The sequence below is a fragment of the Belnapia sp. F-4-1 genome (genome assembly GCF_000802185.1).
Lineage (GTDB): Bacteria > Pseudomonadota > Alphaproteobacteria > Acetobacterales > Acetobacteraceae > Belnapia.
Genome location: NZ_KN676113.1, coordinates 191,695 through 210,453 on the forward strand (window position 1 = coordinate 191,695; position 18,759 = coordinate 210,453).

An 18,759-nucleotide genomic window follows, 5' to 3' on the forward strand; every position below is an offset into this window, starting at 1 on the left:
TCAGCGGCCGAGCGCCATCCAGGCCATGCGCAGCTTCTCGCCTTTGGTGAGGCGCGGGCGCGGGCGGGCGCCCTCCCAGCCGCGGGCGACGAGGCGGTCCAGCAGGCGGCGATAGCCCCAGGCCATGACGGCGGCGGGGCGAAGGGCGACGGGGCTGTATTGGCGGATGTCCTGCTCGGCACGGGTGAAGCCGGCCTGCGCGCGCTCGCCGAGCCGGGCGCAGATGGCGGCGAAGCGGGGGTGGCGGATGATCCCCTCGGCGGGCCCGTCCGGGATGCCCTCGGCGGCTAGCAGGTCGAGGGGGATATAGACCCGCTCGCGCGCCGCGTCCTCGTCCACGTCGCGGAGGATGTTGGTGAGCTGGAAGGTGTGGCCGAGATCGAGGCCGAAGCCCTCGGCCTCCGGCGCGCCGAAGATGCGGACCGACATCGCGCCGACGCTGCCGGCGACGCGCCGGCAGTAGAGGTCGAGATCGGCCTCGGTCTGCAGGCGAAGGCGGTCGGCGCTGTCGGTCTCCATGCCGGCGATCATTGCCTCGCATTCCTCGAGCGGCACGCCGTAGGCCTTGCGGGCCCAGGCCAGCTCGCGGGAAAGGACGCAGTCCGGCCGCTCCAGCTTGCGGCGCCAGTCGGCGAGGAAGCGGCGCTTCTCCGCTTCGGGCATGGCGCCGTCGGCGATGTCGTCGACGGCGCGGCAGAAGGCATAGACGGCCCAAAGGGCGCGGCGCCGCTCGCCCTTCAGCGCCGCCATGCCGCGGGCGAAGGAGGAGCCGGCACGGGAGACGCGGCTTGCGACGATCGGCGCGTCGCGCGGGCCAAGCAGGGGCGCGGCGGCAAAGGCGCGGGCGAAGTCGGGTTTGGTCAGCGCCACCCGGCCTAGCACCGGGTCGGCGGCGCGAAGCCGGGCGAGCAGGCGGCGGGCGAGTGCGATGGTGACCGTGCTTTGCCAGGCGAGGCGGCGAGCGCGGAGCAGGCGCGGCAGGGCGGCGGCGCGGTCGAGCTGCTCCTCGACGCGGTCGAGCGCGGCATCGAGCACCTCGCGGCGGCGGGCGGCATTGGCCGGGTCAAAGAAAGCAGCCTCGCCCCCGGCGAGGCTCATCCAGGATCGGGGCAGGTAGATGCGGTCGAGCCCATCCCTGTCCGGCACCAGGTCCTGCAGGTGGTTCAGCACCTGGAGGGCGGTGCAGAGCCCGTCGGCGGCGGCATTGGCCTCCCGGTTCTCGCCGTCGCCGTGGAGGCGGAGCAGCATCCGCCCGACCGGGTCGGCGGAGCGGCGGCAATAATCCTCCAGCGCGGCCCAGTCCTCGTAGCGGGCGCAGGTGGCATCCTGGCGGAAGGCAGAGAGCATCAGCCGCGCCTCCGCCGTGCCGACGCCGAGGCGGTTCAGCGGGATGGTGGGATCCTCGAGGCTCCGCTCCATCGCGTCCAGACGGGCAAGCTTCTCCGCGGCCGGGAGGTCGGCGCTGTCGGCGATGTCGTCGGCGGTGCGGACGAAACGGTAGAAAGCCATCACCTGCGCCCGCGCTGGACGAGCGAGCAGCAGCGAGGCGGTCGGGAAATTCTCGGTGTCGTGGTCGCGGTTCGGCGTGACGGCGATGCTGGCGGCGCTGCTCATGCCGCCTTTGTGGCCGGATATGCGCGGCCTTTCCAGCCCGCCGGTCGACCGAGCAGCCAGCGGATCAGCGCCGTCCACTGGATCGCCAGCGCGACCAGAACGGTCAGCGGGTGGAGCGGGATGGTCCACCAGGGCTCCCGCGCCCGCCAGGTGATGGCGGCGCGGAGGGCGAACATGAGCAGGATGGCGGCGATGGCGGGCGGCGCCGGCAGCAGCGCCCAGGGCCAGAGATGCGCCCCCGAGAGCAGCACGGTCCAGACCGGCAGGCCGAGCGGCGTTGCCATCCCCTCCCGGGCGTTCTTCATGAAGCCGGCCCAGGACTCGGCGAAGCCGCCATACATCCGGCAGGTGGCGAGCGGGGCGCCGTCCACCACCTCGGTCCGGTGGCCCTCGGCGCGGAAGCGGCGAGCGAGCGCCAGCCCGTCATGCAGGACGTGGCGGACGGCGCCATGGCCGCCCACCGACTCATAGATGGCGCGATCGCAGAGGATGAGCTGGCCGCAGGCGGCGGCGAGGTCGGCCCGGCGCGTGAAGGCGCGGCCGACGGCCGGCAGGTAGCCGAGCAGCAGCAGGTTGATGGCGGGGACGGTCAGCGCCTCGCCGAGCGATCCGATGAGCTGGCGGGGGACGCCGCTCAGCATGGCGATGCGGTGGCGGCGGCCATGGGCGAGCATGGCGGCGGCGGCATCCGGGGCGAGGCGGACATCGGCATCGATGAACAGGAGATGCGTGCCGCGGGCGGCCTCGGCGAGCCGGGCGCAGGCATGAACCTTGCCGGTCCAGTCGGGCGGCAGGGGCGGCGCCTGGACTAGGCGGATGCGCGGATCGGCCTCGGCGAGGCGGGCGACGATCTCGCCGGTGCCGTCGCGGCTGGCATCGTCCATCACCACCGCCTCGACGGCGACGCCGCGGCTGGCCAGCGCGGCGCGGAGGCAGGCCTCGATATTGGCCGCCTCGTCGCGGGCCGGGATGAGGATGGAGACCAACCCCTCCTGCTCGCCCCCAGGCGCTCGCAGGCGCGGCAGGAGCCACAGATTCAGCATGCCGAACAGCGCCGGCAGGGCGGCGAGGCCGAGGGCAAGCCAGGCGAGCAGCATCGCGCTCAGCCCCCGGCCCGCGGGTCGTGGCGCGGATCGAAGGTTTCGCCACGCAGCGCGGCCCTCGCCTGGCGCCAACCCTGGTAGATGCCGCCCATCCCTGCCCTCCCCTCCAGCACGACCCGGAAACGGCCGGGGTCGCGGGCGATGGCATCCTCGGCGAGCCGGTCCATCACCGCCTCCAACGCGGTGCGGAGGCGGTTGGTGCGGGCCTCGCGGTCGAGCACGGCCAGCTCCGCCGCCGGGATGGACGGGCCGAAGCCGGCGAGCATCTCGGGCAGAGCCTCGGTCCAGAAAGGATATTCGAGGGCGAGGGGCAGGAAGCGCGCCTCGGGCGCCAGCTCGGCGAGGCGGGTGAGGCCGGGGGCGATCGGAACGGGGCGCTCGCGGACGTCGCAGAACCGGCCGGGGGCGTTCATCCAGAGCATGTGGGCCGGGTCGGCGAGGACCGATTGCGCCGTGCGAAGGAAGGCGACGGCGCCGCGGGCCGACTGCTGCTCGATGCCGAACACGCCGAGGCGGCGCATAAAGCCGTAGCGCGACAGCGCCTCCGCTTCCATCGGGATGAACATGCGCCGGCCGGGCAGCAGCTCGGTCGAGAGGATCATGAAGGCAACGCCGTCCCACCAGGAGGGGTGGTTGGCGTAGATGACGAGGGGCCCCTCGCCTTCCCCCGGCCGCGGCGCGCCCCAGTTGGCGAGGCGCACCGCCCGCAGCCGACGCTGCGCATGGCGGAGGAAGATGAAGCGGAAGAAGGCGAAGCGGGCCGGCGAGAAGAGCGCCGCCGGCCCAGACTGGGTCATTCGGCGGCGAGCGGCATGCGGAGGGCGTCCGGCAGGCCGGCCTCCCGCGCCGCCGCGCTCATGCCGCGCCCGCCGAGATCCTGGTCGAGGCTGTCGGCGGCGATCCAGCCGCTCATCATCACCATCGGCATGCCCGGCCCCGGATGGGCGGCGCCGCCGGCGAGGTAGAGACCCTTGATGCGCTTCGAGCGGTTGCCCGGCTTGAAGGCGCCGAGCCAGGCGCCGTGGCTGGCCAGCCCGTAGATGGCGCCGTTCAGCACCTTATAGCGCTCATGGATGTCGACCGGCGTCAGCGCGCTCTCGGTGACGATGCGGGACTCGATGTCCTCCATCCCGGCGGTGCGCTTCAGCTTGTCGAGGATGGTCTGCCGGTAGGGGGCGAACATCTTGGACCAGTCGTGGCCGGGGCGGAGCCAAGGCGTGTGGACCAGCACGTAGAGAGCCTCGCCGCCCTCGGGCGCGACGGTCGGGTCGGTGCCGGAGGGCGCGGCGAGATAGGCGGTCGGGTCCGCCGCCGGGATGCCGCGCTTGTAGATGGCGTCGAACTCCTCCTCCGCATCGCGGGAGAAGACGAAGCAGTGATGCGCGAGATGCTCGTACCGCTTGTTGAGGCCGAGATAGAGCACGACGCCCGAGCAGGCCGGCTCATGGCCCTTCTTCGCCACCTTCTGGCCGACGGGGCCGCCGACCAGCTCGGTGTAGGTGCGGATGGCGTCCATGTTGGAGATGACGGCATCGCAGGCGATGCGCTCGCCGCCCGCGGTGCGGACCGCCTTCACCGTGTTGTTCTCGATGTCGAAGCCGCTCACCTCGACGCCCGGGCGGAGATCGGCGCCGAGCGAGGCGGCGAGGTTGGCCAAGCCCTCGGCCACGGCGCGGGTGCCGCCCTTCGGATACCAGATGCCCTCGCTCGCCTGCATGTCGCCGATCGAGCAGAGCACGGCCGGCGCCAGATAGGGGCTGGAGCCGACATACTGGCAGAAATGGTCGAGCATCTGGGCGAGGCGGGCATCCGGCACATGGCCGCGGATGATGTTCGCCACCCGCTTGCCCATGCGCAGCGCCAGCACGTCGCGCATGGTGTTGGGGTCGAAATTGGATTTCAGGTCGATGGTGTCGGACAGCCCCTCGACCGACTTCCAGAAGAAGAATTTCTCCGAGATCTCGTGCAGCCGCCGCGCCTCGGCCTGGAAGCGCTGGTAGCCCGCGCCCTGCCCGGTGCCGGGGGCGAAGGCATCCATGGCGGCGGCCATCTTCGCCACGTCCTCGATCAGGTCGATCCGCGTGCCGTCCTCGAAGAAGCAGCGCCATTGCGGGTCCAGCCGGATCAGCGGCAGGTCCTGCGCCTGGTCGCGCCCCGCCTCGGCGAAGATGCGGCGGAGGACGCGCGGTACCGTCAGGATCGTCGGGCCCATGTCGAAGCGGAAGCCCTGGTTGCTGCCGGGGCGCTCCGGGTCGGGCAGGTTCAGCACCGCCGCCTTGCCGCCGAGCCATGGATTCTTGTCGAGCAGCGTCACCTTGTGGCCGCGCGCCGCCGCGACCGCCGCCGCCGCGAGCCCGCCGAGGCCACCGCCCACCACCACCACATGCGAGACCATGGCTGGTCTTCCTTCCCTGTTCTTAGCGCGCGGTCTGGTAGCTGGGTGCGATCTCGGCGAAGCCGGTGCCCTGCGGCACGGCTCCCATGCCAAGGTCGCGGGCCAGCAGCCCGGAGCTGATGCGCGCGCCTTCATAGATCACCGGCAATCCGCTGCCGGGATGCGTGCCGCCGCCGACGAGATAAACGCCCTCCACCCCGTCGAAGCGGTTGCGCGGCCGGAAGCAAAGCATCTGGCCGAGATCGTGCGAAAGGTTGAAGGTGGCGCCGAAGCCCACGGCATATTCGTCGCGCCATTCGCGCGGCGTCACCATGCGCTCGTAGCGGATGCGGGATTCGAGGTCGTGCAGGCCGAGCAGCTTCAGCCGATCGAGGGCGAGGCGGCGGTAGCGCGGCGCCTCCGCCTCCCAGTCGAAGCCATGCTCCTCGGCATCGCGCATGTTGGGCACCGGCACCAGGAGGTAGAGGCTGGTATGGCCGGCGGGCGCCATGCTGCTATCGGTCTTGCCCGGATGATGCAGGTAGAGGCTCGGCACGTCCGGAATCTCGCCCGCCTCGATCTGGCTGATGTTCCGGCGATAATCCTCAGCCAGCAGGATGGTGTGATGGGCGAGGTCGGGGAATGTTCCCTCCACGCCGAGATAGAGCATGAAGGTGGAGCAGGAGTAGCGCGCCTTGGCGATGCGCCGGTCGGGCCAACGGCGGCGCAGCGCATCGGGGATCAGGCGGGGCATGGCATGGGCGAAATCGGCGTTCACCACCACCGCATCGGCGGCCTGGCGGGTGCCGCCGACCTCGACGCCCGTGGCCTTGCGGCCGTCGAAGCTGATCCGTTCGATCTCCGAGCCGAGGCGAATGTCGACGCCGAGCCGGCCGGCGACACGGGCCATCGCGTCCGAGACGGCACCGCAGCCGCCGACGGGGTGGAAGACGCCGTGCTCGTATTCGAGGAAGGACAGGATGGTGAAGAGGCTCGGGCAGCGGAACGGGCTCATTCCGAGGTATTTGGTCTGGAAGGAGAAAGCGAGCCGTACCCGCGGGTCCTTGAAGTACCGCGCGAGGTCCTGGTCCACCGTCTGGTGCGGCCGCATCAGCGGCAGGCTCTTCAGCAGGCCGGGCGAGAGGAAGCGCGCCGGCGAGGCGAAGGCATTCTCCAGGACCGGGCGGAAGGCTTCCAGCTTGCGGCGGTTCGCCTCGAAGAAGGGGCGTAGGCCGGCGGCATCTCCTGGATTGAGCCGGGCGATCTCGGCCTCCATCCGGGCGATGTCCGAGGTGGCCTCGATGGTCTCGCTGCCTTCGAAGACAAGGCGGTATTGCGGGTCGAGGCGCTTGAGCGCCACCTCCTCCTCGAGGCTGGCGCCGCAGCTCGAGAAGATCTCGGAAAGGATGCGGGGATAGAGGAAGAAGGTGGGGCCGAGGTCGAAGCGGTAGCCCTCATCGGTCGTCAGCGTGCGGGTACGGCCGCCGACCACCTCGTCCTTCTCGTGCAGGGTGACGCGGGCGCCCTGCGCCGCCAGCAGCATGGCCGCCGCCAGCCCGCCCGGACCGGCCCCGATGATGGCGATACGCGGACGCGAGGCCTGCAGGGCGGGGGCGGCAAGCGGTGCATTCATGCGCGTCGGTCATCCAGGCAAGACGGAGGGAGCGGCCTTGGGCCAGATGCGGTGCAACCGGCCGTCCGCAAGGGTCCGAGCGCGCAATAAAGCACCCGCCGCGTCACGCGGCGGGTAGCAGGGCGAGCAGGCTGTCGGCCGCCTCGATCTCCGCCAAGCGGGCGGCGGCGCGGGGCAGCAGGCGGGCCAGGTAGAAGGCGCAGAGCGGGGCGTAGCGGTCATCGGCCCTCGCGGCGCGGGCCAGCATCCAGCCGCCCATGGTCCAGCCGGCGGCATCCAAGTAGGCGGCGGCCGAGGCCTGGGCGGCGGCCGGGTCGCGCTGGCCGCGGTCGAGCATCCAGGCCGTTGCCCGCTCCAGCGCCGTGGCAGCCTCGGCGAGGCGCGGATCGGCGGCACGGATCTCGGCAATGACGGCCGCCATCTCCGCCCCGCCGTCACGGAACAGCTTGCGGGTGACGAGGTCGATGGCCTGGATGCCGTTGGTGCCCTCGTAGATCGGGGCGATGCGGGCATCGCGCAGCACCTGGGCGGCGCCGGTATCTTCGACGAAGCCCATGCCGCCATGCACCTGGATGCCGAGCGAGGCAACATCGACCCCACGGTCGGTGCACCAGGACTTCACGATCGGGGTCAGCAGGGCGACGCGCGCCTCGCTGGCGCCGGAGAGGCGCGCACGGTCGAGCGCGGCGCCGGCCTCGAGCGACAGCAGCCGGCCAGCCAGGGTGATGGCGCGCATCTCGGCCAGCATCCGGGCGACATCGGGGTGGCGGCTGATCGGCCCGCCGCCCTGGATGCGGTCGGCGGCATAGGCTTCCGCCAGAGCGAGGGCCCGGGCGCCCTGGGCCACGCCCTCGACGCCGACGCCGAGGCGGGCGGCGTTCATCATCGCGAACATGGCATTAAGGCCACGATTGGGCTCGCCGACCATCTGCGCCTCGGCGCCCTCGAACAGCATGACGCAGGTCGGCGCGGCATGGATGCCGAGCTTCCGCTCGATGCCGCCGCAGCGCAGCGCGTTGGCCCGCCCGTCCGGCAGGACCTTGGGCGCGGCGAAGAGGCTGATGCCTTTGGTACCGGGCGGCGCATCGGGCAGGCGGGCGAGGACAAGGTGGAGGGTGTTCGGCGTCAGGTCGTGGTCGCCGAAGGTGATGTAGATCTTCTGGCCGGTGATCCTGTAGCCGCCCATGCCGTCCGGCTCGGCCTTGGTGCGAACCTGGGAAAGGTCGCTGCCGGCCTGGGGCTCGGTGAGGCACATGGTGCCGGTCCACTCGCCGGAAACCAGCCTCGGCAGCCAGGCTTCCTGCTGGGCGGGGCTGGCGAAGCGGACCAGCGCCTCGACGGCGCCACCGGTCAGCAAGGGGCAGAGGCTGAAGGCCATGTCGCCGCTGGTGACGATCTCCGAGACCGCCATCCACAGCGCCTGGGGCAGTTCCTGCCCGCCGACCGGGATGCCGTTCACTTCGGAGGGCGCGGCGAGGCCCTGCCAGCCGCCCTCGATCCAGCCCTTGTAGGCGGCGTGGTAGGAGGGCGGGACGCGCACGACCCCGTTCTCATAGACCGCACCGTGCCGGTCGGCCGCCTGGGCATGCGGCCAGAGCAGCTCGCGGGCATAGCGCTCCGCCTCGCGGATAATCGCCGTGATGTCGTCCGCGCTGACCGGCAGGCCGGTGGCGGCGGTGATGCCGGGCAGGTCGACAACCCGGGTGAGGCCGAGGATGAGGTCCTCGGCGGGGGTCGTGGCGTGGGTCATCGGCTGGATCGGCTCTCCCCGGTGGCGATTTTGCCGAATCTAGCACAGCACGGCGCGGCCCGTACGAGCCGCATCGGCTGCGAATCGAAGCCGCTCCGGCCGGAGGATACTCCGGTCAGGCGCTGCCCGACCGGAGTTTGCTCTAGTGTCCCGATCTCGAAATCCTGCGGATTTCGATCTCGGTTCACCAGCCGTTATTTTCAGTGGCCTGCTTGTCCACGAAGCCCGTGGGTAACCTCCACGAACTTCGCGGGCAGGACACTAGCGGCTCCGGCTGCGGGAGGTGCCGGCGCTGCTGCGCCCGCCCTTGGCCGCCGCGGCGGTGCGGCCAGCGGCGCCGCGCGTGGTCGTCTTGGCGGTGCCGCGCTTGGCGGCGGTGCCGCCGGACGCCCGCTTGGCCGTGCTGCCGTTGGCCGACTTCGCCGTGCTGCGCTTGGCGGTGGAAGCGGTGGCACGCTTCGTCGTGCCGGCGCTGGCACGCCCGCCCTTGGCCGCCGCGGCGGTGCGGCCAGCGGCGCCGCGTGTCGCCGTCTTGGCGGTGCCGGTCGACCGCTTGGCGGTGGAGGCCGAGGCGCGCTTCGTCGTGCCGGCGCTGCTGCGCCCGCCCTTGGCCGCCGCGGCGGTGCGGCCGGCGGCGCCGCGCTTGGCGGTGGAGGCGGTGGCGCGCTTCGTCGTGCCGGCGCTGCTGCGCCCGCCCTTGGCTGCCGCGGCGGTGCGGCCGGCGGCACCGCGCTTGGCGGTGGAGGCGGCGGCACGCGTCGTGCTCGCCGTGCTGCTGCGGCGGGTGGCGGTGCCCTTCGCCGAAGCGCTGCGGGCCGCGCCGCCCTTGGCGCCGTTGCTGCGCGCCGCCGCCGCCTTGCGCGGAGTGCGGGCGCTGCCGCCCTTGCGGCCGCCCTCGCTCTGCGCCGCACGGCCAGCGGTGCTGCGGGTGGTGGTGGAGCTGGCGCGCCCGCCCTTGGCCGCCGCGGCGGTGCGGCCGGCGGCACCGCGTGTCGCCGTCGCGGCAGCGCCGCGCTTGGTGGTCGCGGCAGCGCCGCGCTTGGTGGTCGCGGCAGCGCCGCGCTTGGTGGTCGCGGCGGATGCGCGCTTGGTTGTCGTGGCGGCGGCCGTGCGGCGCGGCTTGCGGGCCGGGGCCTCGCCATCCGCCGAGGCGGCGCTGCTGCGGCGCGCGCGGGTCTTGCGCGGCGCGGGTTCGGACGCGGCCTCGGGGGCGGCGTCCTGCTGCGTCTCGTCGGTCATCGGGGTGGAGTCGGTGTCGTCCTTCATCGGATCATGTCCCCAGTTCATCAGTGAATGGCGCCAGCGCGTGTCGGTGACGTCGCCGTCCGGGCGCTGGGCCAAGTGGCGGCGAATGAAACCGATAACCTCGCGCTGGAAGTCCTCGTCCGCCGTCTCCTCGCCATCGAGCATGGCCAGGATGCGGCGGCCGGATTGGTGACCGACGGCTTCCGACTCGCCTTCGCGGGTGAAGCCGGCGGTGCGGCTGTCATCGCTGTCGAGCCAGCGGCGAAGCTCGGCGGCAGACAGGTTGACGAGGCGGCGGAAGACCGCCCCGGTCGACTCCTCGAAATCCTCCTCCGGCATGCGGGTGCTGCTCCCTTGCTGCGGGTGGTGACGGGACGCCGCGCTCTTCTCCGCGACATCTTCGGGCTGGGGCGAGAACTGTCGCCCGGCCTCCAGGTCGCGTCGCTTGGCGGCGGTGGTGCGCTCGTATTCCTCGGCGGTGAGGCTCTCGCGCGCGGCCTTCGGCAGGTAGCGTTCGCCGGTCTCGAGCGACTCCTGGCCGGAGCGCGTGCCCCATTCCTCCTCGGTCCATTCGACGAGGTGGTTGTCGGGCTGCTTCGGGCCCTCATAGCCACCGCCACGCTTCTGGTATTCGGCGCTCGCCATCTGCGCCTTGCGGGCGGACCACTGGCCGGGCTTGCCGCCCTTGTCGCCGGCGGTCACTTCCTCCTTCACCTGCTCCCAGAGTTCGGGATCGGATTTGCGCGCGGTGCCTGCCATGCTGCGCTTCCTTCGACATGGTTGCATCCGGCAACGTCACGCCAAGGCAAGCGTTCCCGTGCGCGCCGCTTTGCGCACGCGGGAGTCAACACGGGCGGGTCAGATAGCGGCGCGCAGCAGCAGCGAGGCTGTCAGCGTCGAGTCGGGTGCCAGCATCGTCAGCGGGCCATAGCCGGCGAAGTCCGGCCGGTTCGGCGCATCCGGCACATGGCTCACCGGCTCCAGGCAGAGGACGCTGCTGCCGGCAGGCGCGAAGACATGCAGGTTGCGCGACCAGGCGCCCGACGCCGCGAGATGCAGGCGGAGATCGGGGCGGAGGATTTCCGCCGCGCCGTCCCAGCCGGCGAAATGCGTGTCGAGTCCTTCATAGGCTTGCTCGTCGCCGACCAGCCCGTCGCTCGCCTGCACGGCGACGGGAAGCGTGCGCGCATCGCGGGCGAAGAGCGCGCTGGCGCGGAAGCGCAGCCCCGTCCCCGCCGGACGGAGGAAGAAGGGGTGCCAGCCGAGGCCGAAGGGAAAGGGCTGCCCGGCCGCATTCGTCACCGCGAGCGAAAGGCGCGCACCCTCCTCCCCCAGCTCGAGGGAAAGCTGCGCGCGATAGGCATAGGGCAGGCCCTCTGCCGCGCCGTCGAGCGCCTGCGTCAGCGTGCAGCGGTCGCCCGCCTCCGACTCCACCGTCCAGGCGCGGTCGCGCGCCAGGCCGTGGATCGCCGTGTTGTCTTCCGGGCGGTTGACCGGCAGGTGGTGCACCGTGCCGGCGACGGGGAGCTGCCCGGCATCCAGCCGGTTGGTCCAGGGCAGCATGACGAAGGCGCCGCCGAAGCTGGCATTGGGGTCGGCGCCGAGCGGCAGCGGGACCAGCACGTCCCGCCCCCGCCAGGCCAATTGCGTGATGGCCGCGCCCCCTTCCGGCAGGAGCTGCGCGCGCCAGTCGCCGGTGGCGAGATCCAGCACGGCTCAGTCGAGCGCGAAAGGGTCGCGCGGCGAGGGCGTGCGGCGAGAATACTCGATGCTGGTGTAGCCGCCCCCCTGGTAGCGCTCCTCCACCGGGTCGCCGGAGAGGATATGGCCGACCTCCGTGCGATACTCCTCCGCCGTGTCCTGCGGCTGCCAGCCGATTCGCTCGCGGTGGTCGCGGCCCCAGAAACTGGCCGGGTTGTTGGAGCAGGCCCAGATCACGCAATGCCCGGTGCGCGGCGCCTCGACGGCGGCGGTCACCAACCGCGTCAGGTCACCGAAGGACAGCCAAGTGGAGAGCATCCGCGCATTCGTCGGCTTCGGGAAGCAGGAGCCGATGCGGCAGTTGACGTTCTCGACGCCATGCTTGTCCCAGTAGAGCCGGCCCATCAGCTCGCCATAGGCCTTGGAGAGGCCGTAATAGCCGTCCGGGCGGAAGGCGCAGTCGACATCGATCTTCGCCTCGTTGCCCTGCGGCCGTTCGTGGAAGCCGATCGAGTGGTTGCTGCTGGCGAAGAGGACGCGGGCGCCCTCGCGCCGCGCGGCTTCGTACACATGGTAAAGGCCGCGGAGATTGGGACCGAGCACCGCCTCGAAGGGCTGCTCCACGCTGATGCCGCCGAAATGCAGGATGGCGCCGCAGCCCTCCGCCAGGCGGGCGAGGCCGAGGCCCTCGTTCAGGTCGAGGCGGGTGAAGGTGGCGCCCGCGGGCAGCGCATCCGGGAAGGGCGTGATGTCGGTCAGGCGCAAGGTCCAGCCCTGCGCGGCGAGCGCGGGCGCGAGGACGCGGCCGAGATTGCCGCTGGCGCCGGTGAGAAGGACGGGTTTGTGCGGTGCGGGCATGTCGAAGCCTTCATGAGGACTTGTCCGGCCGCACTGTGCGGGGCCGGTGGGCTTGGCGGCAACCACTTCGGGGCATAGCGTCCCGCCTCGTGCCCGATCAAGCGACATCCCCGAGCGTCACCGCCTTCTCGCCCCGCGAGGTCCGCACCATCGTCATGGGGCTGATGCTGGCGCTCTTCCTTTCCAGCCTCGACCAGACGATTGTCGCGACCGCACTCTCCTCCATCGCCGGTGATCTCGGCGGCTGGGGGCTGCTGCCCTGGATCGTCTCGGCCTACCTGATCGCCTCCACCGTGACGACACCGATCTACGGGCGGCTTTCCGACCTCTACGGGCGGCGGCCGGTGCTGCTGGTCTCGGTCTCCGTCTTCGTCGGCGGCTCGGTGCTGGCGGCGCTCTCGCCCAGCATGCCGGCACTGATCGCGGCGCGGGTGGTGCAGGGCCTGGGCGGCGGCGGGCTGCGCGCGATCTCGCTCGCCGTGGTGGGCGACATCCTGCCGCCGCGGGAGCGGGCGAAGGTGCAGGGTTACCTTTCGGCGACCTTCGCCACCGCCAACATCATCGGGCCGCTGCTCGGCGGGCTCTTCGTCGAATACCTGTCCTGGAGCTGGATCTTCTGGATCAACCTGCCGCTCGGCGCGGCCGCCTTCGCCACCACCTACTTCCAGCTCCGCCGCCTGCCGAAGCCCGGCCGGCGGCCCAAGATCGACTGGGCGGGGGCAGCGCTGATCCTGCTCTCCTGCACTCCGCTGCTGCTCGGCATCACCCTGGTGCAGCGCGCCGGGAGCTGGACGGCGCCGGAGGCGCTGCTCTGCTTCGCGCTCGGCTTCGCCTTCCTCGGCGCGCTCATCCTGCAGGAGCGTTCGGTGCCGCAGCCGATGCTGCCGCTCCAGCTCTTCGGCAACCGCATCTTCACCGTGAGCATCCTGGTGACCGGCCTCACCTCGATGGTGATGATGGCGCTCGTGATCCTGGTGCCGCTCGACTACCAGCTGGTCAGCGGCCTGTCGCCGAAGGAGGCGGGGCTGCGGATGATCGCCATGACGCTCGGCAGCGTCAGCGGCAGCTTCCTCGCTGGCCAGGCGGTGGCGGCGACGGGGCGGTACCGGCCCTTCTCCATCCTGGGCGCGGCGGTGGCAACGGCGATGTGCCTGGTCATCTCCCTCGTCGGCCTTGGCCAATCGCTACTGCTGGACACGGCGGTGACGCTGCTGCTGGGGCTGTCCTTCGGCTGCCAGTTCTCGCCGATGACGGTGACCATCCAGAATGCGGTCGACCCGCGCGACGGCGGCATCGCCATCTCCTGCATGATGTTCTTCCGCCTGATCGGCGGCGCCTTCGGCGTCGCCGTGCTCTCCTCCGTGCTGCTCTGGCACCTGCCGGACGGACGGGCCGAGGGGGTGGCGCCCGATGTCGCGGCGCCGGCCTTCTCCGCGGTGTTCCTGGCGGCCGGCGCGATCGCGGCGCTGTCGCTGGTGGCGGCGCTCTGCCTGAAGGAGATCCCGCTGCGAGGCCGCGATTAGGACGAGCGCGGAGCCGGAGCGGGTCCGTGAGCTGGAGGGGACGGAACCGCTTTAACCCCGGCGGGTGCCGAAGGCGGTGGCGAGGGCCTGCCACATGGGCTTGCGCACCCCAGCTTCGTCGAGCGGCAGACCGCGATGCATCTGGCCGTCCTTCCGCATCACATCCGGGTCCCACGCCAGCCAGCTATCCTTGTCGGAAAGCCCCCAGGTGAGAACGGTGCGGCAGCCCGCATCGAGGGCAGTGCCGATGACCTGGCGCACCCGCTCCGCCACCGCCGCGTCGCGGGCAGGGAGGCCGGCGGGAAGTTGCTGCGCCTCGCGCACGTCCAGCTCGGTGACGAGAACGGCGAGGCCAAGCTCCCGCACCGACCTGAGGAAGGCAGCGAAGGGCTCCGGCCGAAAGGGCTCGTCCATCAGCAGATGCGCCTGGAGGCCGAGGGCATCGACCGGGCACTGCGTGCCGACCATGCGCCGCAGCAGGCGAAGCACGCGCTGACGCTTCTCCTCGGCCCACGGGTTGTCGCCCTCGAGGCCATAGTCGTTATAGGTGAGGCGGAGCGTGCGGTCCCGCTCGCGGGCGGCACGGAAGGCCTCCTCGACATAGCCGGGGCCCAAGGCGCGGAGCCAGGGCGTGTCACGCAGGTCACCCTGGGCCGGGGTGCGGGCGCTGAAGGGATTGCCCTCGGCATTGGCGATGGCCTCGTTCACCACGTCCCAGTCGCGGATGGCGAGGCGGGTGGCGGGCAGCACGCCGTCCAGATGCCCGGCGAGCAGGCCACGGGCCTTGGCCGCGCCCTCGGCCAGTCCCTCGGCCAGCCAGGAGGGCATGGCCGCATGCCAGACCAGGGCATGGCCGCGGAGCTGCTTGCCATTGGCCTGGGCGAGGCTGGCGATGATGCCGAGCGGGCCGAAATCGAAGCTGCCCTGCCTCGGCTGCAGCGCCGCCCATTTCGCCTCCCATTCCGGGACGAGAAGCTGCGCCTCGGCCACCACCTGGGCGGCATAGGCGGCATCGCCGAGCTTCCTCGAATCGACGGCGGTGCCGAAGGTGATGCCGCTGGCCCGGCCGATGGCCGCCAGCCCCTCCCCGCTCGGTCCCCTCTCGCCTTGGGCCGCAGCCTGGCGCGCCAGCAGCCCGGCTAGGGCTGCCCCGAACAGGTGCCGCCGAGGTGGGTAGAGGCTCAAGCGGCCTGCGCCAGCGGCACGGGCGACTCCATGCGGCGGATGGCCTCCCGGTAGCGGTCCCGCCGCCAGCAGAGCAGCCTCCAGGCGCCGCGAGCGGCCAGCTGGGAAAGCCTGCCGCGCGGCTCCAGCCCCACCGCCTTGAAGATCATGCCCATGCCCCGCTCCAGGTGCCGGTAGCGGTAGAAACCCATAGCCCGGCCCATGTAGCCCGTGATGCAGCGCTCATGGCTATAGGTCAGGCCCGGATCCTCATTGGCGCAGTGGAAGGCGAAGGCGAGCTCGTCATCCTCCGATTCGCCGACCCGGCCGAAGGCGACCCGCAGCCGCTTGGCGAAGGACAGGTCCTCCCGGGCCAGGTAGCGCTTCATATGGTCGTAGAAGAGCTTGAAGTGCCGGTACTCGTCGGCCGCGATCAGCTTGCAGACCTCGCGCAGCACCGGCTCCTCCGTCGCCTCCGCCAGCGCCGTGTAGTAGCTGCTGGTGCCGGTCTCGACGATGCAGCGGGCAATCAGCTCGCCCGTGCGGGAGCCGCGGATGGACGCGTCGGCATTGATGTCGATGCTGTAGCCGTTGCGGTAGCGCTCGAAAGCCGCGGCATAGTCCCAGCCCGGATCGGCGAGGCCCGCCCATTTCCCGAGGGCGTCGCCGTGCTGGATCTCCTCCTCCGCCCAATGGTCGGCGGCGCGGGCAAAATCCGGGTCGTCCTTGAATACCCGGTTCAGATAGATGGCGTAGTCGCCGCCGTTGCGCTCCACCATCGCCGCTGCCTTAACCAGCGGCACGATCTCGGGGTCGACCTTCGCTGGATCGAAACGGTCCCAGGAGACCTGCTCAACGCGCCAGTGCTTCATCCTGTCCCCGCGGCCCGAAGGGGGCCGTTATCCTGCGAAACCCGCGATCCGGGCAGGGCGCCCAACGTCCTGTCCGAGCGCTATGTTCGGCAGGATGATGGTGGATTCAAGCCGTCGTTGCTGCAAAGCCACGGTGTGGCGGATGAAATTCACCCACCGTGGCCGTGATGCGATACTCAGGCCGCCTGGGCGACGGTTACGGCAGTGCGGAAGGCCTGAACCCGGGCATAGGCGGCATCGCGCTTCGGCTCCGGCTCGGTCGTTGCCTCCTGCAAGGCGGCCTCGGCCTCGGCCAGACGACGCTCGGCGGTGGCGCGAGAGAGGCTGGCGAGCGGCGTCGCCTCGTCGGCCAGGATGGTCACCCGCTCCGGCGAAACCTCGGCGAAGCCACCGGCGATGAACAGCGCCTCGGTCTCGGCACCGTTCTCCCGTACCCGGATCACGCCGCCCCGGAGGGCGACGATCATCGGGGAATGGCCGGGGAGGACGCCCATCTCGCCTTCCTCGGCGGGGATGGTGACCATCTCCACCGGGCGGGAGAGCAACAGCTTCTCCGGCGAGACGAGCTCCAGCAGGAAGGTCGCCATGATCAGGCGGCCACCTTCAAGGTCTCGCCCTTCTTCACCGCGTCCTCGATGGTGCCTACCATGTAGAAGGCGGCCTCGGGCAGGTGGTCGTACTCGCCGGCGCAGATGGCGGCGAAGCTGCGGACGGTGTCGTCCAGCTTCACGAAGACGCCCGGGCTGCCGGTGAAGACCTCGGCCACGTGGAAGGGCTGGCTGAGGAAGCGCTGGATCTTCCGCGCGCGGGCAACGACCAGCTTGTCCTCTTCCGAGAGCTCGTCCATGCCAAGGATGGCGATGATGTCCTGCAGCGACTTGTAGGTCTGCAGGATGCGCTGCACCTCGCGGGCGACGCGGTAGTGCTCGTCGCCCACGATCCGCGGGTCGAGCGCGCGGCTGGTCGAGTCGAGCGGGTCCACCGCCGGGAAGATGCCGAGCTCGGCGATCGAGCGGTTGAGCACGGTCGTCGCATCGAGGTGGGCGAAGGAGGTGGCCGGGGCCGGGTCAGTCAGGTCGTCGGCGGGCACGTAGATGGCCTGCACCGAGGTGATCGAACCCTTTTTGGTCGAGGTGATCCGCTCCTGCAGCGCGCCCATGTCGGTGGCGAGCGTCGGCTGATAGCCCACCGCCGAGGGGATGCGGCCCAGCAGTGCCGACACCTCGGCGCCCGCCTGGGTGAAGCGGAAGATGTTGTCGACGAAGAACAGCACGTCCTGGCCCTGCTCGTCGCGGAAGTACTCCGCGATGGACAGGCCCGACAGCGCGACGCGGGCGCGGGCGCCCGGCGGCTCGTTCATCTGGCCATAGACCAGCGCCACCTTCGAGCCGTCGGTCGTGCCCTCGCCGAGCTTGATGACGCCGGCATCGACCATCTCGTGGTAAAGGTCGTTGCCCTCGCGCGTCCGCTCGCCGACGCCGGCGAAGACCGACACGCCGCCATGCGCCTTGGCGATATTGTTGATCAGCTCCTGGATGGTGACGGTCTTGCCGACGCCGGCGCCGCCGAACAGGCCGATCTTGCCGCCCTTCAGGTAGGGCGCCAGCAGGTCGATGACCTTGATGCCGGTGACGAGGATCTCGGCCGCCGTCGCCTGGTCCTCGAAGGAAGGAGCGGCGCGGTGGATGGTGTAGGTCTTCTCATGCGGCACCGGGCCACGCTCGTCGATCGGCTGGCCGATGACGTTCAGGATCCGCCCGAGCGTGCCCTCGCCCACCGGAACGGCGATGCCGGTCCCGGTATCGACCACTTCCTGGCCACGGACCAGGCCGTCGGTGCTGTCCATGGCGATGCAGCGCACGGTGCGCTCGCCCAGGTGCTGCGAGACCTCGAGGACCAGCGAGTTGTCGCCGTTCTTCGTGGTCAGGGCGTTCAGCATGGCCGGCAGTTCGCCCGGGAACTGCACGTCCACCACGGCGCCCAGGACCTGCGCGATGCGCCCGACATTGTTCTTCATGGTGTCATGCCCCTCGTCAGACTGCCTCGGCCCCGGAGATGATCTCGATCAGCTCCCTGGTGATGTTGGCCTGGCGCGTGCGGTTGTAGTTGAGCGTAAGCCTGTTGATCATATCGCCGGCATTGCGCGTGGCATTGTCCATCGCCGTCATGCGCGCCCCATGCTCGCCCGCGGTGCTCTCGAGGATCGCGCGGTAGATCTGGATGGCGAGGTTGCGCGGCAGCAGCGTGGCGAGGATCTGGTCCTCGGCCGGCTCGTATTCATAGAGAGCCTGAGGCCCCTCGGCCGCCGCCGAGCCTTCCGGCAGCGGCGTCGGGATCAGCCGCTGCTCGGTCGGGATCTGGCTGATCACATTGCGGAAGCGGTTGTAGATCAGGCTGCAGACATCGAAGCCGCCTTCCTCCAGCAGCCCCGCCACCTGCAGGGCGATCGCCTCCGCATCGGTGAAGTCGACGCGCTTCTTGCCGGCGAAGTTCACCTCGCCGACGACGCGGCTGGCGAATTCACGCCGCAGGTAGGTCGCGCCCTTGCGGCCGACGGTCAGCAGCTTGACCTGCTTGCCCTCCGCCTCCAGGGCCCGGATGCGGGCGCGGGCGAGCCGGCCGACCTGGGTGTTGAAGGGGCCGGCCAGGCCGCGATCCGCGGTGACGACCACCAGCAGGTGCACCCGGTCCGCGCCGGTGCCGACCAGCATCCGCGGCGCATCCGGCGAGGCGGCGACGGCAGCGCCGAGGGAGGCGAGGATGGCCTCCATCCGCTGCGCATAGGGACGCGCGGCCTCCGCCTGGGCCTGGGCCCGGCGGAGCTTCGCCGCGGCCACCATCTTCATCGCCTGCGTGATCTTCCGCGTGGACTTCACGCTGTTGATGCGACCGCGCAGGTCCTTGAGGCTAGGCATCGGGCCC

At 71.1% G+C, this 18,759-nt stretch carries 15 protein-coding genes; 1 reads left to right on the forward strand and 14 read right to left on the reverse strand.

The window, feature by feature from the left end; all coding sequences use genetic code 11:
• The 9 genes from LH62_RS27905 to LH62_RS01220 all read right to left on the reverse strand — a co-directional run bounded on the left by LH62_RS27905 (nt 1) and on the right by LH62_RS01220 (nt 12,278).
• Nucleotides 1–1,614 (reverse strand): squalene/phytoene synthase family protein, encoded by a 1,614-nt coding sequence (locus LH62_RS27905; RefSeq protein WP_052213564.1) that lies wholly within the window; start codon nt 1,612–1,614, stop codon nt 1–3.
• A complete protein-coding gene (locus tag LH62_RS01185) occupies nt 1,611–2,711 on the reverse strand; it encodes a glycosyltransferase family 2 protein (protein ID WP_043358739.1) in 1,101 nt (366 codons plus the stop codon). Before LH62_RS01185 ends, LH62_RS27905 begins: the two co-directional genes overlap by 4 nt.
• A gap of 5 nt (nt 2,712–2,716) precedes the next feature.
• A complete protein-coding gene (locus tag LH62_RS01190) occupies nt 2,717–3,514 on the reverse strand; it encodes a lysophospholipid acyltransferase family protein (RefSeq protein ID WP_052213565.1) in 798 nt (265 codons plus the stop codon).
• The gene (locus tag LH62_RS01195; protein WP_043358741.1) at nt 3,511–5,112 is read right to left on the reverse strand and encodes an NAD(P)/FAD-dependent oxidoreductase; all 1,602 of its coding nucleotides are present in this window, start codon (nt 5,110–5,112) and stop codon (nt 3,511–3,513) included. Before LH62_RS01195 ends, LH62_RS01190 begins: the two co-directional genes overlap by 4 nt.
• Before the next feature lie 22 nt (nt 5,113–5,134).
• Nucleotides 5,135–6,724, reverse strand: a complete 1,590-nt coding sequence (crtI, locus tag LH62_RS01200; RefSeq protein WP_043358744.1) for a phytoene desaturase family protein — start codon at nt 6,722–6,724, stop codon at nt 5,135–5,137.
• A gap of 103 nt (nt 6,725–6,827) precedes the next feature.
• A complete protein-coding gene (locus LH62_RS01205; protein WP_043358746.1) occupies nt 6,828–8,474 on the reverse strand; it encodes an acyl-CoA dehydrogenase in 1,647 nt (548 codons plus the stop codon).
• Nucleotides 8,475–8,735: 261 nt separating this feature from the next.
• Nucleotides 8,736–10,478 (reverse strand): DUF3140 domain-containing protein, encoded by a 1,743-nt coding sequence (locus LH62_RS31410; protein WP_052213566.1) that lies wholly within the window; start codon nt 10,476–10,478, stop codon nt 8,736–8,738.
• Between the two features lie 99 nt (nt 10,479–10,577).
• Nucleotides 10,578–11,432: a hypothetical protein gene (locus tag LH62_RS01215; protein ID WP_052213567.1), complete on the reverse strand. Its 855-nt coding sequence runs from the start codon at nt 11,430–11,432 to the stop codon at nt 10,578–10,580.
• A gap of 3 nt (nt 11,433–11,435) precedes the next feature.
• Nucleotides 11,436–12,278, reverse strand: coding sequence for an NAD(P)-dependent oxidoreductase (locus LH62_RS01220; RefSeq protein WP_043358747.1), 843 nt, complete (start codon nt 12,276–12,278; stop codon nt 11,436–11,438).
• A gap of 89 nt (nt 12,279–12,367) precedes the next feature.
• Between LH62_RS01220 and LH62_RS01225 the strand changes: the two genes are divergently transcribed.
• A complete protein-coding gene (locus LH62_RS01225) occupies nt 12,368–13,801 on the forward strand; it encodes an MDR family MFS transporter (RefSeq protein WP_043358749.1) in 1,434 nt (477 codons plus the stop codon).
• A gap of 51 nt (nt 13,802–13,852) precedes the next feature.
• Here the strand turns inward: LH62_RS01225 and LH62_RS01230 are convergent, their stop codons facing one another.
• The 5 genes from LH62_RS01230 to LH62_RS01250 all read right to left on the reverse strand — a co-directional run bounded on the left by LH62_RS01230 (nt 13,853) and on the right by LH62_RS01250 (nt 18,752).
• Nucleotides 13,853–14,986 carry an endo-1,4-beta-xylanase gene (locus LH62_RS01230; RefSeq protein WP_236552435.1) on the reverse strand — a complete coding sequence of 378 codons (1,134 nt, stop codon included), beginning with the start codon at nt 14,984–14,986 and terminating at the stop codon, nt 13,853–13,855.
• Complete coding sequence (locus LH62_RS01235) at nt 14,983–15,837, reverse strand: ferritin-like domain-containing protein (protein ID WP_043358751.1); 855 nt, start codon at nt 15,835–15,837, stop codon at nt 14,983–14,985. The genes LH62_RS01230 and LH62_RS01235 overlap by 4 nt, the downstream gene beginning before the upstream one ends.
• A 176-nt stretch (nt 15,838–16,013) precedes the next feature.
• Nucleotides 16,014–16,424, reverse strand: a complete 411-nt coding sequence (gene atpC / locus LH62_RS01240; RefSeq protein WP_043358753.1) for an ATP synthase F1 subunit epsilon — start codon at nt 16,422–16,424, stop codon at nt 16,014–16,016.
• A gap of 2 nt (nt 16,425–16,426) precedes the next feature.
• Nucleotides 16,427–17,854 carry a F0F1 ATP synthase subunit beta gene (gene atpD, locus LH62_RS01245; protein ID WP_043358755.1) on the reverse strand — a complete coding sequence of 476 codons (1,428 nt, stop codon included), beginning with the start codon at nt 17,852–17,854 and terminating at the stop codon, nt 16,427–16,429.
• Between the two features lie 16 nt (nt 17,855–17,870).
• Entirely contained in the window at nt 17,871–18,752 is an 882-nt protein-coding gene (locus LH62_RS01250; RefSeq protein ID WP_043358757.1) for a F0F1 ATP synthase subunit gamma, read from the reverse strand.
• Nucleotides 18,753–18,759 lie beyond the last annotated feature (7 nt).